Source organism: Pseudomonas edaphica, assembly GCF_965277385.1.
Classification (GTDB): Bacteria; Pseudomonadota; Gammaproteobacteria; order Pseudomonadales; family Pseudomonadaceae; genus Aquipseudomonas; species Aquipseudomonas edaphica.
This window is the reverse complement of the sequence record NZ_OZ255725.1, coordinates 4,915,867-4,929,776: the sequence shown is the minus strand read 5'-3', so window position 1 is coordinate 4,929,776 and position 13,910 is coordinate 4,915,867. Positions and strand designations below refer to the sequence as shown.

The window sequence follows — 13,910 nt, the reverse complement described above, 5'->3', positions numbered from 1 at the left end:
ACCTTATTCCCTCCTCATGCCAATACTTCAGTTCGCTGGCGTGCAGCTGCCGATACGCCGGCTCTTAGACTGCGGCTGAAATCAGTCATCCACGTCTTCGACCAGTGAGAGGGGCTGAATCAAATGCGGGCCTTGGTTACGAACGTTGCCTACATCCTTGCCAACCTTGTACCAATGAAAATCCGTAGCAGGCCTGCAGTGCTCCATTGCCAGTTCCCGCGCTCGTTCCGATGAGGTGTCGGGATCTATCCATTCGCGGGCTTGCTCAGGTGCCAAGACTAAGGGCTTGCGATCATGGATATCGACCATGCCTTGGTCACTTGCGGCGGTGATAATGACGAAGCCGTCCCGATCATCTGGTTCCAGACCTTCGTGCACCTCAGCCAAGCCGGCAAAGAACATCGGAATCTGCTCTTTCAACGTGATGAAATAGGGCTGCTTTTTCTTTGCATCATCGGGGTCTTTAACCCATTCAAACCAACCGTTCGCCGGCGCGAGTACGCGACCATTTGGCCAGAGCTGATTGAAAAACTTCCCGGTCATGACGGTCTCGACCCTAGCGTTTATTGGGTCGGGCCGCTTTCCCTTCGCCCAAAACGGCGCCCATCCCCATTTCACCTTATCGACACCCAACCCCTCTCCCTCTGGCCGGATGATTTCCACCCGCGTAGACGGTGCGACGTTGTACCGCTCGACGGGCCAAAGGTCATAGCCATTAATCACCAGGTGCTTTGGCGCAAGCTCCTTGAGGTAATGATCCATCGATTCGTAGATCGAGTAGCGTCCGCACATGGTGTCACCCGTCGAATTGTCGTGCCTATGAGATTGACCGCAAGTGAACCAAATCGTTAACTGTATGCATGTACAGTTAACCTAAAAAGGCTTGCATCATGAGCATCACTATCCTCGGCCCTCTCGCGTCTGGCGGCAGGAGGCTGCCCTTATATTCATCCAGGGTGCCGGCGGGCTTCCCCTCCCCTGCGGCTGATCACATCGAAAAACACATTTCCCTCGATGAGCTGTTCGATATCCGCGCGCCGCACGTGTACCTGGTGAGAATCGATGGGGACAGCATGCAGGGCGCAGGAATCTATTCGGGGGATCTGGTGGTTGTTGATCGAAGCATCGATGCGGTCAGTGGCGATATCGTCATCGCCGCGCTGAACTCGGAGCCATTCTGCAAGCGCCTGCTTCTGCGAGAGAACGCCGTGATGCTTTTATCCGAGAATCCGAAATACCCGGCAAGGCATGTCATGGAGGGCGATGAGCTGGTGATCTGGGGTGTGGTGAAATACAGCGTGCGCGATCATGAAAACACTTGAGCCAGTCTTTGCCCTGATTGACTGCAACAGCTTCTATGCGAGCTGCGAGCGAGTGTTCAGACCCGACCTGGCAAAGACACCTATCGTGGTGCTGTCCAACAACGACGGCTGTGTGATCGCGCGCAGCTACGACGCCAAGCCTTTCGTGAAAATGGGCCAGCCGTACTTCCAGATCAAAGACCATCTACGCCGGCATGGAGTCGTGGCCTTCAGCAGTAATTACGCTCTGTATGGCGACATGAGCGAACGCGTCATGACGATCATCGAGTCGATGGTGCCGGCACTTGAGGTCTACAGCATTGATGAGGCATTCGCCGATTTGACTGGCATGCCTAGAGATCTGTCCGCGTTTGGCAGGCACATGCGCTCCACGCTTCTCAAGCGCACAGGCATTCCTGTCGGAGTGGGGATCGCGCGCACGAAGACACTCGCCAAGCTCGCTAACCACACAGCCAAACGTCTGCTGGATATTACCGGCGGCGTGGTGGATCTGTGCGACCCGTTCAAACGCGACTGGACGCTGCGTAACACCGATGTCGGCGAGGTATGGGGCATCGGCAGGCGGATGAAGGCGCATTTGGAAGCGATGGGGATCAAGACCGCCATGGATTTAGCGAAAGCTGATCCGACGATGCTTCGCCAGAAATTCAGCGTGGTGATCGAGAAGACGGCACGCGAACTCGCCGGTATTCCATGTCTCGAACTAGGTGAGGCTGACCCGCCGAAGCAGGAAATCTGCTGCAGCAGAATGTTCGGCACGCGACTCACGCAGATCGAGCCGATCAAGGAAGCCGTTGCGACCTACACCCAGCGTGCGGCAGAAAAGCTCCGCGCGCAAAACTCGCTGTGCAAAAAGATCCGCGTGAGTATCAGGACAGGCATGTTCAATCCCGAAGAAGCGAAGTACGCGAACGGCGCCCTCGTCGAACTACCCTACCCGACAAACGACGTTCGACTCATGACCAAGGCTGCAACCGAAGCGGTCAATCGCCTCTTCCGACCGGGCTTCAAGTACAGCAAGGCGGAAGTTCTGCTGATGGATTTGCGACAGCCCGGCGAATTCACTGATGACATGTTTGCACATTCCCAGCCTGTTACGGTGGACAAAGTGATGACCGTCCTGGATGAAATCAATGGCCGTTGGGGAAAGGGAGTTCTCCGGCTGGCCAGCGTGCCGGCGGCGCCCGATTGGGCAATGCGTAGAGAGCTGATGAGTCAGAGCTACACGACCAAGGTAAATGAGCTGTGGACGGTGAGAGCACGATAACGTCGCCGCAATAAGCAATTACGGCTTAAATAGCGCCCTAGTGAATGACGGCTTTCGGCCAAAAGCAGACGCTCAGCGATGGGGGCTAAACGATGTCTCCGCCCCCATCAGGAGCTTGAGAAAGCTTTCAGCCTCTGAACGGTTCTGGAACATTAAAGTGAAGGTACCCAGCGTAAGCAAGCAACAAGGGGAAGATTCGATTTCTTCGAAAACGATTTTCACAGACGTTCTCCAGTCAAATCTTAATTACGTAGTTACAGGAAGTAGCGGTTTGACCTTTCTTCCGTTCTGAAACACCCGATCCTTACCATCATGCTTCGCTTTATACATATTTGTGTCGGCGCATTTGAGCACTGCTGACATGTCCGATGTCGCTCGGAACTGCGCGACGCCCGCGCTGCAAGTGAACTGATGCGGAGGCAATACACTGCAACGGATGTTGGCCAGCAGGCGCAATGCGTATTCCTTAGCAACCGCATCATCTTCGCCCAACAACAAGACACCGAATTCCTCACCTCCAATCCGACCGACACTGTGGCTGCCAGGGGTGGATTTCAGGCACGCGGCCATGGCACACAAAATCTTGTCACCGACGTCGTGACCGTACTGATCGTTTTTTAATTTAAAGCCGTCAATGTCCAACATTATAAAATAGCCGCTGTGGCCTTCTGCCAATGCATTTTGGAAGATCCCCATAAAGGCCCGTCGGTTGAGTAAGGAGGTGAGAAAGTCTGTCTCCGCCAATGTCCTGAATTCACTTTCGACCAACAACACTGACCGCATGTTTCTTAGATAGGTAAAGCTGAGAGTAAAACCGATGGACATGGAAGCAACGCAAAAAATTACCAGATAAACTTCCAGTTCCCGGTAAAAGCCAACGTCCAAAGTGGGCCACATCAGTATCCAGACCAGCAATGTAGACAGAAGATAGTCCTGAACCGTGACGAATAAGATAGCACTGCTTACCACGATGATCACAGCTAGGGGCAGTGTAAAGACGCGCAGCTCCACATTGGTGTCAATCACATGCGCAAAGCCGAGTGACAAAATCAATATATAGACGCCGCCGAGCATTCTCCATATGCGGAAATCAGCAACTACGCGATGAACGTACCAAATAACCAACAACGATGCTGTAACCAACAGGTTTGGCAGATTTAACGTTGTCGCAGGCTCAATCAGCAACACACAAAGCCAGGAAACAATTCCCGCCATTTCAATCTTGGTTACCGCTGGTGACAGCAGCGTTCGCATTCTTGGTCTGATTTTGAAAATCGCCGGCATCCCTAAACTCCTTTTCCGAAACGACCTGAATGTGATGTCAACGTCTGGGCAATACCTGATCAATGAATTAAGTGTGTTTCGGCATCCAAACGCCTCTTATCAATCGGAAAACTGCACGCAAAAACTTCCATATTGCTTTCACCATAGAAGGAGGAGGCGTTACCGAGACGCAGATAGAGCGTTCAATGCAAATCGCTGGTGACTCTACCAATGGCCTTCACTACTTGCTTTGCGCCTGACTGGATAGCTGCCATCGCCATACCTGCCTGTTCGGACAATTCCAACAAAACGTCGGCTTGGTCTCTGCTGCACTGGACATGCAACGCGGCTTCGCCGGCCAATTCTCGATTTTGCCTGACCACGCCGTTAATCTCCTGCGTTGCCGCACTGGTACGGCCGGCGAGCTTGCGCACTTCATCCGCCACGACAGCGAATCCTTGCCCATGCATTCCAGCGCGTGCAGCTTCGATAGCGGCGTTAAGCGCCAAGAGATTGGTCTGGGTGGCAATGGCGCCGATCGTGTCGACGATGGAACCGATCAACTGCGACTGCGATTCCAGCGCGGTCATGCTATCGGTCACCAAGGCCATCTGTTGGGCAATATTCTGTGTGCCGAGCACGGACTCGGCGACCAGTTCCATACCTCGGTTAGCTTTGACATCGGTATCTAGCGACACGTCGTAAGCCATGGTCGCTGCTTGCTTGATTCCGTCGGCTTTTTCAACTTGCTCGGTCACTACGCTGGCGAATTTGGCAATTTTATAAACGCGACCGGAAGCGTCTCTGATGGGATTGTAAGTAGCCTCCAGCCAAACCACTTTTCCGCTTTTATCTACCCGGCGAAAGCGACCAGCGTTAAACACGCCCTTGTTCAGACTCTTCCAGAACTCGGCGTAATGCGCCGACGCCACGTCCTCCGCCAGGCAGAACAGGCGGTGATGCTTGCCCTGTATCTCCGCAAGGCTGTAACCCATGGCCTGTACGAACGATTCGTTGGCGTAGACGACCTCACCCGCGAGACTGAACTGGATCATCGCCATCGAGCGGTTCAGTGCGCTGAACATTTCGATGACCTCCTGATCGTCCCGCGCCAGCGGTGGTGCAACCAAGCCGTAGCCTTGAAACGTCCGGTTCGCTGCAGCGATCCAGGCTATATTGAATGTCACAGCACGGCCGTCGGAGGCACGATAGCGTTGCTGTTCGATGGCGCCCAGGTTGGGTGCAAAATCATTCTGCGGTTCCGCGTTGATGTTACTCATTGCCATATTTGAAACCTGTTCCAGCGAGTATCCCAGCGTTTGCGCAAACCGCTGGTTGGCCGAGATTATCCGGCCAGTTCCATCGACACGTACTGAAAGAAAAACCGCTTCGATGTCGGCGACTGTCCCGAGCGCCAAGCACAATTCCTCTTGGCAGGTAAAAAGAGCATTCTTCAACTGGCGATTAAACACGCTGAACTCCGGCATAAACAATTACAACAAAAGTGACATTGTACAGTGATTAAATCGCTCCCCAAGGGACGATCGAATAACAAGCGAACTCATCGCGCTAACGCCCCCAAACACCGCAAACACCGCAAACACCGCCAGGCTCGTTTCCTACTTCGCGCTCATCAACTCCCAACTCCATGCTGACACGGGCAACTGCAAAGTAGATTGACATGGCCCGCCGCATCAATTCGAGAAAGGCCGGACTTAACTCCACCAAACGTTTGTCGCATTTGAAATAGCCCTGTAACTGGCCTTCTTTGATCATGCGCTGCATATGCGTTTTGGACACGCCTAGACGCGATGAAAGCTCAACGTAAGAGGATACGTTGTAGCCGGTCTCTAACGAGCCGGTGCGCAGGGCATCGGCATAGAGTGCGAGCATCGGCAAATGACCGCCGTCCCGGTTGAGAATCCATTTCGCTTCAGGCAACAGCTTGTCGAGCAGGAAGTCACCCTCAAGTATCTTGGCAAACCCTCGAAAATATACGCGCAATAGATCAGCATTCTTCCCCAAACCCGATAACCAACTGTCGTATGGAGAGATCATTTGCGAAGGCAGCAAATACGATTTGATTAGCTGCACGGTATTGCTTAGCGCTTTTTCCGTAGGTCGGAAACTACGTTGACGTCCATCCTGGACATGTAAACGAACATCCATATATCCGGCGATGGACAAGAATGAACAATAAGAGTCCAGGCTGTTTCGAGACATGTAGCCACGTTCTTGGCAGAATGCCTTTACTTTGGATAAGGGAGCTTCCTCGTCTTTGTAGCTGAAGCTCAACAAAGACAGGGCCACCATGAACCGGTCATATTTCAACAAATTTTTATAAAATGAAGGCTTTTCTCGATAGCTTTCCATGACCAAATCGAAATGCAGCAGAACAGCTTCATCTATATTGCCTCGGGTCATTTCGGAACTGGTCTCTTTCAAATACTCAAGCAGATCAGTCTTGTTCATCGAAGTTACACAACCCTTAATCGATAATATCAAATAGCTACCAGTCGCAACACGCACAGTATATGCGTATTCGAACCGTTGGCAGGTTCACCCCAAAAATGTTTTATGACCGGACGCGCTTCGATCGCCGCTCATCCGGGCGATCGATGCTCACCGGCCTAAAGATGCGCTGCGTGCATGAATCCTTTCGACCAATAGCAGCCATCAACGCGTCACTATAATTCCCGCCCTTGGATCATGATGCTCGCCACGATCCCCTCGTGGCACCGAACTATAGCTGCAGGATCTAACCCATCTTCGAGTGGGCCAGCGCGAATTCATCGCGCCGCGATCCCGACGGTTATCTCATCAGGTTGGTAGAGCGGTTGGGTGAGAGGCCGATTTGCTCAATCTGAATCTGAATTTGAATCTGAGCCAAGCCGATAGTCAGATTTGGGGTTAAGCGGACGTAGTTCAACGTCCGCTAATGGCCGATTGCTGCCTGTCGTGAAGGGCTGCAATCGACCCAAAGTGGTCTCCGAAGAATCATGAGGCTGACGCAAGAAGGAATTAGACACCTTCAGCCACTTGCCGCAGGACTTGTATCAGTTGTCCAACAACGTGTGCTTCGACGGCACCTTCACTGGCGCCCGGCTTAAAAGCAGCGCAACAAGCCGATGCGTCGCCGTCGCGGATACGGTAGACGGCAATGACACTGCCAGGCCCGCAGCCTGTGTGCCCGCATAGGGAATATCCGCCGCCAATCGACCCCTGCATCACACCAAGGCCGTAGCCCGGGGTGATCCATGGGCGCCCGGGAATAGGGCCGCCCAATGTCCGTGCTGTTTGCATTTCCTGGATCAAGCCCGTGGAGAGCAGGTCTCCGCAGAGGAGTCGATCCAAAAATTGCGCTGCTTGCGAAATGGGGCCGATCAACAGGCCGTGATAAACCCAAGCGGGGTCATAATTTGAGGTGTTTCCAAGATGGGTCGTTTGTAGGTCTTCTCGCGTTTTAGCGAAGCGAACGTTCGACAGACCCAGAGGGGTTAGCGCACGTTGACCCACAGCATCATCAAGCGTCAGATCAGTTAGCCGTTCAATTAGCCTGCTGATGTGCAAGTAGCCCACATTCGAGTAACGCCAACCGGTTCCGGGACTGTATCGAAGTCGAGCGCCGTCAAGACGTTGCATCAGTTCATCTACCGACCAGGCTGACTCACTGCTCTTAACGGCGGCGTGATACTCCGCAAGTTCGCCGTAATCGGCCAGACCTGACTCATGCCGCAGTAGCTGACGTAATGTGAAAGGCTGGTCAAGAATTGGGGCGTCCAATCCGATCAGCCCGTCACGCACCAATGACAGAGCTGTCGCAGCCAAGACTGTTTTCGTAAAACTCCACCAAGGGGCCATCAGTTCTAATCGGTCAGGCGTTTGTGGCTGGCCATTTGAGATGAGTGAACTGAGCATTGGCTTCCTTGGAGTTTTGAGCGGATCGACAGTTCGACAAGATATCTCATTCACTCTACTTCGCCAGATTGAAAAGCCAGTTGTTTGTACTGTCCTGAACGACAGCTCTTGGCCGAAAACAGCCGCTCATCAACGGCCGCTTTTGCCCGGAAGCAAGCATTCAAAAAATATTTACCCTGAGTAGCATCCGTTTCAGCAGCTGCTCCGTAAATTCAGCACCCTCATTCGAAGGGTCTAAGAATCAAGGAGACGCATCATGCACACGTCCATCAAACGCCTCGCCATTACCTGCCTTACTGTGCTGTCCCTCGGCACTGGATTGGGTTTCGCTGCCGACACCGTGATGGTCGGTGGCGCCGCCATGTATCCGACCAAGACCATCGTCGAGAACGCCGTCAACTCCAAAGATCACACGACGCTCGTCGCAGCGGTCAAAGCTGCCGGACTGGTTGATACGCTAAACAGTAAAGGGCCGTTCACCGTCTTCGCCCCCACCAATGAGGCCTTCGCCAAGTTACCCGCCGGAACCGTCGATACGCTGATCAAACCAGAACACAAAGCTGACCTGACAAAAATCCTGACTTACCACGTAGTCGCCGGCACTCACACTGCCAAACAGTTGATGGCGGACGCCAAAATGAACGGAGGCAAAGTGATGCTGAAAACCGTCCAGGGCGAATCACTGAGCGTGATGCTGCACGATGGCAAGTTGTGGGTAGAGGACGCCAAAGGAGACAAGGCTACCGTTACCATCGCCGACGTCATGCAATCCAATGGCGTGATTCACGTGATCGATACGGTCATGCTGCCGAATTGATTCTGCCAGCCTCGGCAGACGCTCGTCAGAGCGTCTGCTATGGGTCGAAAGCGGCTTCTGACCGGCTGCTTCTGGCCGATCTCTGCCGGTGCCGATGCGCTGCAATGGATCGCTCCGCCCCGCTCCTGAGTGCTAACCGTACAGGTCAAGTCCAATGCAAATGGCAGTTCAGAACGGATGAAAGCGGGTGGTCAAGTGAGTACGATTGGCACGCTGATTTAGTCTCCAGTACGACTAACCGCCTGGAGTTTTTGGTTCCACTGCCTACAGTATCAATGGGTCGATGAGATGCGTTACCACCAGATCGGCCGAAAAAGGTGAGGCGCTGCATTTGTGAATGGACGCGGGGGCTTCAGTCGTCTCCCCAAGGATCGAATTTGTCCCCATACCTAGCGCGTAGGGCGCGATTGCGCTCGATCCGCCGAATCCACGGATCGTAGTCCTCTGGCAATGCGGCGAGCTTGGCGCTGATGATCATTTGCACCGATTCGTCACGCAGTAACCTACTGGTCAGTTCGCGGTATTGGCCACGCGTAACCACACCGTAAGTGGCGTGATTTTCTTTTACGTAGAAGTCGGTCAATCCCACTCGCAGATGGCCGTATTTTTTTACGTCGTCGGGGTAGACGTCCTCAAGGCTAAGGTGCCCCATATCGAACTCCAGGTTTCACTGCAGCCATCGAAAGCCTGCACCATCATTAAAATCGTTCTTTCGCGACAGCGCCTACGTAAGCCAGCCAACAGCAGGCCGTTAAATGTGCGCATGATAACCTCGGTACAGATATCACTGTTCTGAGAACCCGCTTTGAACACACCAGACGCATGTGCCGATTTCAATACCCTGATCAACGCCCCAAAGTTTTCGGACGACCTAGTCGGGCAGCACCAAAAGAAACGGTGGCGACTGCTGGCTGAAGACATTTACCACAGCACCACAATAGAGGCACTGCTCGAAGCGAGAGGCAAAGCGGAAGGCTACATCCATGGCCTTGTGGATGCCGGACACCTCTCGACCAAGGACTACGAGCGTGATTACCTAATTCTGTGCATCGCTCAAAGGCGGCGTGAATTCCTGCGCAGATTGCTGAGCGAATACGGTTACTGAAGCAATAAACTCATGTTTTGCAGCAATGCAAAGCGTCTCGGGAAGTTTTTTTTACGTCCTCATCAAGGCTCTCAGTTTGAACCGTAGCTCCTCCTGGGTCAGCACTGAGCTAAGACCCAGGTCAGGATCAGTCCGGATCAGCCGTGGATCGTGATCCGGCCAGCTTTCGAAAGGATCATCATCTAGGGCGATCCAATTCGTCAGGCCGGCCCTAGTTACCGCAGCACGGATCTGCTGATAGCGGCTGTGCATGTCGTAGCCCTCAAACGGAGCCCTGGGCATCCTTGAGTGCCATGTACTGCTCACGGTGAGAGCCTGCAACTTTGGCGGTAAAGCAGCGCGTGCACGGCGGTAACCGAGGATGCGCACCCAACTGGTCGATAAGCTGATTTTGACTTGAGGAAAGTCCTCCAGTATCTCTACCAGTATTCCTGCATGCATCATGAGTTGCCCGGATGCACGCAACTCCAAACCACTCCGGGTACGGTATACGTCGTCAGGGTGCAGCACCCCATCAAAATCGAGAAATAGAACTCGATCATTCGGCGTCAGCCGGCTGCTTGTCGGGCAGTTCGAATCAAGCACGGTAAAGAACTCTCAAAGCCGGCCTTCCTGGAAGTTAACTGCTTACAGTGGAGAGCACTGCCGTATGCTCGCAATCAACTCCGTCAGTAGCTCGTCTAGACTTACCAGGCCATCTGCATATCGCTGCAGCTCAGCAAGGTGCGTAGAGGAAGGCCTCACACCATCGAGCAGCTGACAAGCAAGAACCTCCGCCACTGCTTTGCGACGTCGTTCGCGCTCGAGATCATCGGTCTGCACGTGCCACCTCTCCTTCTCTTAGAAAGCCTCCAACAAAAGGGAAGCCTGGTATGAAGCACTTATTTGAACGCCTTGCTGAAGCGCTGTGAAAGTGTCACAGGATCAATCACTGCCCAGCTCTGCGGATCATTGCTTTTCATGATCCAATTAACCGCAATCCCCACCATGACCAACCCTGCCAAGATCCCCTCCCAGAACGCCCAAACGAAGGTCGTCCGAACCAGGTAATCAGGGTCAACGCTTCCGGAAACTAGATGAATCGGATAGGGAGAAAGGAAGCACCCTGCAATGAACGCCAAGATCATCAAGGGTACTGCGTAGACCATCAACATCACCGGTACCTTGATCTGGTACTGCCTCGCTGCTACCAGCTTGCCGTTCTCACCCTTCATGGCGTAGATGGTGGCCGTGTTTGCAGTCTTGTCTTTTTTCTTCGTGAAGATGCCGTACAGGGTCACTCGCTCTCCCGCCTCAATCTCTTCAAAGATCATTCCTGGCAACAAAACATTCGGCAACACCTGCCCATCGATAACGATGCGCGCGGTCACAGTCCCCTGCTCGGTGGCAATCACTCGTGGCTTCTCGATCACTCCAGTGACCTGCCGGCAATCAAATCGAATCAAAACGTGCTCCTGCAATTTTTAAAGGCGTAGTCAATCGCACTGCCTGAATGGCAGCGTGGGTGAAAATGTTGAGTCAGTTACGCTCGAAACGAAAAAACGGTACTAAGTGCTGCTGGCTTCCTTACACCATCACCAAGCAACAGGTAGACCGTGCTTTTGGTTTCAAACAAGCACGGGTGGTCATGCGAAATTCCGAAATTGGTGCGCACCCAGTGGCCGGGAGAAAAACGTCGGCGGCTGTCCAGGACGACCTCATGGGAGTACACAGCTTTTGGTAGCAGCCCCATTGATGCGAGTCGATCTTGCTCCACCTGAGTGAGCTGGAGATCAGCGATGATCCATTGCTTCACTAGGCAGAAAGGCTTCCCCGGAAAAGTCTGTTCGGCGAGCCCTATTAATTCTTCCTGCGTGCCATGCCAACCAGGAACGACCTCCCCACTTCCATAAAAAAACTCAGCAATCTCATCAAGGGTTACTGACATGGTGTCTCCGGTGTTGGAACCATCATTTGCGTGCACTGGTGTAGATATGGCCCGTGCCGGTTATGAACTCGTAGATCGGGTTTTCCTCGGTGCCAGCTTGAATGCGAATTTCAGAGAGAAGCTCCATTGCGTATGACCCCTGCTCGCACTTTGTAGGTGGAAGGATGAGATGAATGTTCGTCACGATCATGAACTCACCCTGCTCCGCTGCACGCATCATCTGAACGGTTTCCACATCCGTAACCAGATGCGCAACCGGGCTGAAGTCTCCATCCTCTAATCCCATTCCCTCAATCAGAAACGAGTACTCGCACCGACTGATATCCATGGATTTCCAGAGCATTCGAATACCGCCTGGAGTTCTAAATTGCCCCTGCAAATTGCTGCTATTGGTTACAAACACTGCGGATAAACCCTATTTCAAACCCTGCCAAGCTCTGAATAAGCTCAGCGTAAGGCAGCCTTCGACTGACCCTGCTCATGCTTCTGGCAACCGGATAGGGATACTGCCGAAAAGCACGCGATTCCTTGGTGCTACGCATCCTATTGAACGGCCATCATAAGCAAATATCCCACCATTAACAATTGTAGATATTTGGTGGGCCATTGCGAGTATGGCTCTATCCTTCATTTTGAGAAACTGAACGTGAAGGAAGAGCTAGCCGTCACGCTGCGCGCCATCCGGCAAATGAAAGGATTGGGTTATGAGGCCCTGGCGGGAACCATCAGCCAGAGCAACCTTAGCTTGCTCGAGCAAGGGAAAATCCAGGCGACGCTACCTACCCTCGTCAAGATCGCCGAAACGCTCGATATCAACCTTCTGACTCTGTTGGCGTTGTGCTTGGCGATCCGTGACAAAGAGGCTCCTGAACATTTGATAAAAAATGCGCAAAAAGAGCTTCAAGGCTTCATCGAGTCGGGCGGCCTTAAAATCATGGAGGATCAGATTCAAGACGGCGCATTGAAAAAGCGCTCTCGAGGAACTCGAGCGGATGCTCAGAGGGTCAGTGCCGTTGTTGAACTGAAAAAGCAGGGCCTGACACAAGCCGAAGCTGCGCGTGAACTAGGTTTGCCTACATCGACTGTTCAACGGTACTGGCAAAAGGGATAAACCTTAATAGGCAGAACCTCCACCGTGATGCGTCTTATCATCACCTCATCCGTTAAAGCTCCCATAGATCGTATGCAAAACGCTTCGGCGGCGATCGCGAGGCGAGCCTGAAGGCTCCAAGAATGCGCAGGCCATTAAGGAACTTAAAGCGGCAGGATTTAACCGGAACGACGTCAGGAGAAGCTCGGGCTATCTAGGTCTGCAATCTACGTTCATTGGCGCGCAGAGGGTGAAGGTGTTGCAAACGCACAATCCGTCGGTGCAATTTCAGTCATTCGGGCAGGCATGTCACTTAGCTGGTAAGATGCGCGCCGTAATTACTTAAGAGGATTGTTTCAATGGCCACTAACCGCTCTCAACGTCTGCGCAAAAAGCTCTGTGTAGACGAGTTCCAGGAATTGGGCTTTGAGCTGAACCTGGACTTCAAAGAAGACTTGTCCGAAGAAGCCATTGACGCTTTCCTCGAAGCCTTCATTAAAGAAGCCATGGAAGCCAATGGTCTGGGTTATGTTGGCGGCGATGACTTCGGTCTGGTATGCCTGCAGAAGCGTGGCTCGGTCAACGAAGAGCAGCGCGCAGCCGTTGAAGCCTGGCTGAAAACCCGCTCCGAGCTGACCAAGTATGAAGTCAGCCCACTGCTGGACGTCTGGTACCCGGAAAAGCCGATCAATCCGGTAGCTTGATATTCAAAGGGCCATCCATCGTGATGGCCCTTTTTGGTTCGCCCCCTAAAAACAAATCAAGCTAGCACCTTCGATACATCCCTTCTAGGTTTGCACGAAGTGCAGCTCAGCAGACCTTGACCTCCCATCTTGCGTCAAACTTCGGCTGGATCACCTAAATGATCGCAGACCATCAACATGCGCACGCCACTCGTTTTTTCAACTGCTTCCGGCTGACGCATCGGTTAAGTGCGCATCCTGCAGCATGTACTAGCTCTCTACAGAGCATAATCAAATAGCGATGTCCTACTGAATTCGTGGAGAAATCTTCGACTGCAGCATCGACGCTCAGCACATACCAGCACAGGCATGGTAGGGCTGGGACAATGACTGGGTTATTCATTTGTAACAAATGACATGTCCCGCATGAACGGGTATCGGACGGGTTGGTAGCAGTGCGTATCAAAGAATCTACGACTTTAGCTAGCCGGCATCTGCTGGGGTGAGACCGCCGCATG

The 13,910-nt window shown here is 53.0% G+C and carries 16 protein-coding genes and 3 pseudogenes; 7 read left to right on the top strand and 12 right to left on the bottom strand.

Annotated features, from left to right (window positions below; genetic code table 11):
* Positions 1–81: 81 nt before the first annotated feature.
* Positions 82–792, bottom strand: coding sequence for an SOS response-associated peptidase (locus ACQY47_RS22510; protein ID WP_428551986.1), 711 nt, complete (start codon positions 790–792; stop codon positions 82–84).
* 98 nt (positions 793–890) lie between these two features.
* Here ACQY47_RS22510 and ACQY47_RS22505 point away from each other — a divergent pair, with 98 nt between their 5' ends.
* Positions 891–1,322 carry a LexA family protein gene (locus tag ACQY47_RS22505; protein WP_145256759.1) on the top strand — a complete coding sequence of 144 codons (432 nt, stop codon included), beginning with the start codon at positions 891–893 and terminating at the stop codon, positions 1,320–1,322.
* Complete coding sequence (umuC, locus tag ACQY47_RS22500) at positions 1,309–2,589, top strand: translesion error-prone DNA polymerase V subunit UmuC (protein WP_428551982.1); 1,281 nt, start codon at positions 1,309–1,311, stop codon at positions 2,587–2,589. The genes ACQY47_RS22505 and umuC overlap by 14 nt, the downstream gene beginning before the upstream one ends.
* A gap of 246 nt (positions 2,590–2,835) precedes the next feature.
* On the opposite strand, the gene ACQY47_RS22495 is transcribed toward umuC, so the two are convergent.
* From ACQY47_RS22495 to ACQY47_RS22480, 4 genes and pseudogenes are all read right to left on the bottom strand, one after another.
* The gene (locus ACQY47_RS22495) at positions 2,836–3,873 is read right to left on the bottom strand and encodes a GGDEF domain-containing protein (protein WP_428551979.1); all 1,038 of its coding nucleotides are present in this window, start codon (positions 3,871–3,873) and stop codon (positions 2,836–2,838) included.
* 182 nt (positions 3,874–4,055) lie between these two features.
* Positions 4,056–4,433 (bottom strand): annotated as a pseudogene (locus ACQY47_RS22490) (methyl-accepting chemotaxis protein); the annotation flags it as partial.
* Positions 4,434–4,607: 174 nt separating this feature from the next.
* Positions 4,608–5,339 (bottom strand): annotated as a pseudogene (locus ACQY47_RS22485) (PAS domain-containing protein); the annotation flags it as partial.
* A gap of 82 nt (positions 5,340–5,421) precedes the next feature.
* Entirely contained in the window at positions 5,422–6,324 is a 903-nt protein-coding gene (locus tag ACQY47_RS22480) for a hypothetical protein (RefSeq protein ID WP_428551976.1), read from the bottom strand.
* Positions 6,325–6,616: 292 nt separating this feature from the next.
* On the opposite strand from ACQY47_RS22480, the pseudogene ACQY47_RS22475 reads away from it, so the two are divergent.
* Positions 6,617–6,719, top strand: a pseudogene (locus tag ACQY47_RS22475) (VOC family protein); the annotation flags it as partial.
* A 154-nt stretch (positions 6,720–6,873) separates the two neighbouring features.
* Here ACQY47_RS22475 and ACQY47_RS22470 read toward each other — a convergent pair.
* Positions 6,874–7,770, bottom strand: coding sequence for a serine hydrolase domain-containing protein (locus ACQY47_RS22470; protein ID WP_428551973.1), 897 nt, complete (start codon positions 7,768–7,770; stop codon positions 6,874–6,876).
* Positions 7,771–8,026: 256 nt separating this feature from the next.
* Between ACQY47_RS22470 and ACQY47_RS22465 the strand changes: the two genes are divergently transcribed.
* Positions 8,027–8,587, top strand: coding sequence for a fasciclin domain-containing protein (locus ACQY47_RS22465; RefSeq protein WP_428551970.1), 561 nt, complete (start codon positions 8,027–8,029; stop codon positions 8,585–8,587).
* Positions 8,588–8,939: 352 nt separating this feature from the next.
* Here the strand turns inward: ACQY47_RS22465 and ACQY47_RS22460 are convergent, their stop codons facing one another.
* Positions 8,940–9,239, bottom strand: coding sequence for a hypothetical protein (locus ACQY47_RS22460; RefSeq protein ID WP_048401987.1), 300 nt, complete (start codon positions 9,237–9,239; stop codon positions 8,940–8,942).
* Positions 9,240–9,392: 153 nt separating this feature from the next.
* Between ACQY47_RS22460 and ACQY47_RS22455 the strand changes: the two genes are divergently transcribed.
* On the top strand, positions 9,393–9,692 hold the full coding sequence (locus tag ACQY47_RS22455) for a hypothetical protein (protein ID WP_428551967.1): 300 nt from the start codon (positions 9,393–9,395) through the stop codon (positions 9,690–9,692).
* Positions 9,693–9,743: 51 nt separating this feature from the next.
* Here ACQY47_RS22455 and ACQY47_RS22450 read toward each other — a convergent pair whose 3' ends face one another.
* From ACQY47_RS22450 to ACQY47_RS22430, 5 genes are all read right to left on the bottom strand, one after another.
* A complete protein-coding gene (locus tag ACQY47_RS22450; protein WP_428551964.1) occupies positions 9,744–10,277 on the bottom strand; it encodes an HAD domain-containing protein in 534 nt (177 codons plus the stop codon).
* A 42-nt stretch (positions 10,278–10,319) separates the two neighbouring features.
* A complete protein-coding gene (locus ACQY47_RS22445) occupies positions 10,320–10,472 on the bottom strand; it encodes a hypothetical protein (RefSeq protein WP_428557375.1) in 153 nt (50 codons plus the stop codon).
* Between the two features lie 101 nt (positions 10,473–10,573).
* Positions 10,574–11,137, bottom strand: coding sequence for a hypothetical protein (locus ACQY47_RS22440; protein WP_428551961.1), 564 nt, complete (start codon positions 11,135–11,137; stop codon positions 10,574–10,576).
* A gap of 77 nt (positions 11,138–11,214) precedes the next feature.
* Complete coding sequence (locus tag ACQY47_RS22435) at positions 11,215–11,619, bottom strand: DUF6957 family protein (protein WP_428551958.1); 405 nt, start codon at positions 11,617–11,619, stop codon at positions 11,215–11,217.
* 22 nt (positions 11,620–11,641) lie between these two features.
* Positions 11,642–11,962, bottom strand: coding sequence for a hypothetical protein (locus ACQY47_RS22430; protein ID WP_428551955.1), 321 nt, complete (start codon positions 11,960–11,962; stop codon positions 11,642–11,644).
* Between the two features lie 303 nt (positions 11,963–12,265).
* Between ACQY47_RS22430 and ACQY47_RS22425 the strand changes: the two genes are divergently transcribed.
* Together ACQY47_RS22425 and ACQY47_RS22420 are read left to right on the top strand one after the other, a co-directional pair.
* Positions 12,266–12,730: a helix-turn-helix domain-containing protein gene (locus ACQY47_RS22425; protein ID WP_428551952.1), complete on the top strand. Its 465-nt coding sequence runs from the start codon at positions 12,266–12,268 to the stop codon at positions 12,728–12,730.
* Positions 12,731–13,068: 338 nt separating this feature from the next.
* The gene (locus ACQY47_RS22420) at positions 13,069–13,413 is read left to right on the top strand and encodes a YggL family protein (protein ID WP_095047735.1); all 345 of its coding nucleotides are present in this window, start codon (positions 13,069–13,071) and stop codon (positions 13,411–13,413) included.
* Positions 13,414–13,910: the final 497 nt, after the last annotated feature.

Bases quoted from the DNA above. Each gene is read 5' to 3' on its own strand.
- ACQY47_RS22510 (WP_428551986.1), bottom strand. From the start codon at position 792: ATGTGCGGACGCTACTCGATCTACGAATCGATGGATCATTACCTCAAG.
- ACQY47_RS22505 (WP_145256759.1), top strand. From the start codon at position 891: ATGAGCATCACTATCCTCGGCCCTCTCGCGTCTGGCGGCAGGAGGCTG.
- umuC (WP_428551982.1), top strand. From the start codon at position 1,309: ATGAAAACACTTGAGCCAGTCTTTGCCCTGATTGACTGCAACAGCTTC.
- ACQY47_RS22495 (WP_428551979.1), bottom strand. From the start codon at position 3,873: ATGCCGGCGATTTTCAAAATCAGACCAAGAATGCGAACGCTGCTGTCA.
- ACQY47_RS22480 (WP_428551976.1), bottom strand. From the start codon at position 6,324: ATGAACAAGACTGATCTGCTTGAGTATTTGAAAGAGACCAGTTCCGAA.
- ACQY47_RS22470 (WP_428551973.1), bottom strand. From the start codon at position 7,770: ATGCTCAGTTCACTCATCTCAAATGGCCAGCCACAAACGCCTGACCGA.
- ACQY47_RS22465 (WP_428551970.1), top strand. From the start codon at position 8,027: ATGCACACGTCCATCAAACGCCTCGCCATTACCTGCCTTACTGTGCTG.
- ACQY47_RS22460 (WP_048401987.1), bottom strand. From the start codon at position 9,239: ATGGGGCACCTTAGCCTTGAGGACGTCTACCCCGACGACGTAAAAAAA.
- ACQY47_RS22435 (WP_428551958.1), bottom strand. From the start codon at position 11,619: ATGTCAGTAACCCTTGATGAGATTGCTGAGTTTTTTTATGGAAGTGGG.
- ACQY47_RS22430 (WP_428551955.1), bottom strand. From the start codon at position 11,962: ATGCTCTGGAAATCCATGGATATCAGTCGGTGCGAGTACTCGTTTCTG.
- ACQY47_RS22420 (WP_095047735.1), top strand. From the start codon at position 13,069: ATGGCCACTAACCGCTCTCAACGTCTGCGCAAAAAGCTCTGTGTAGAC.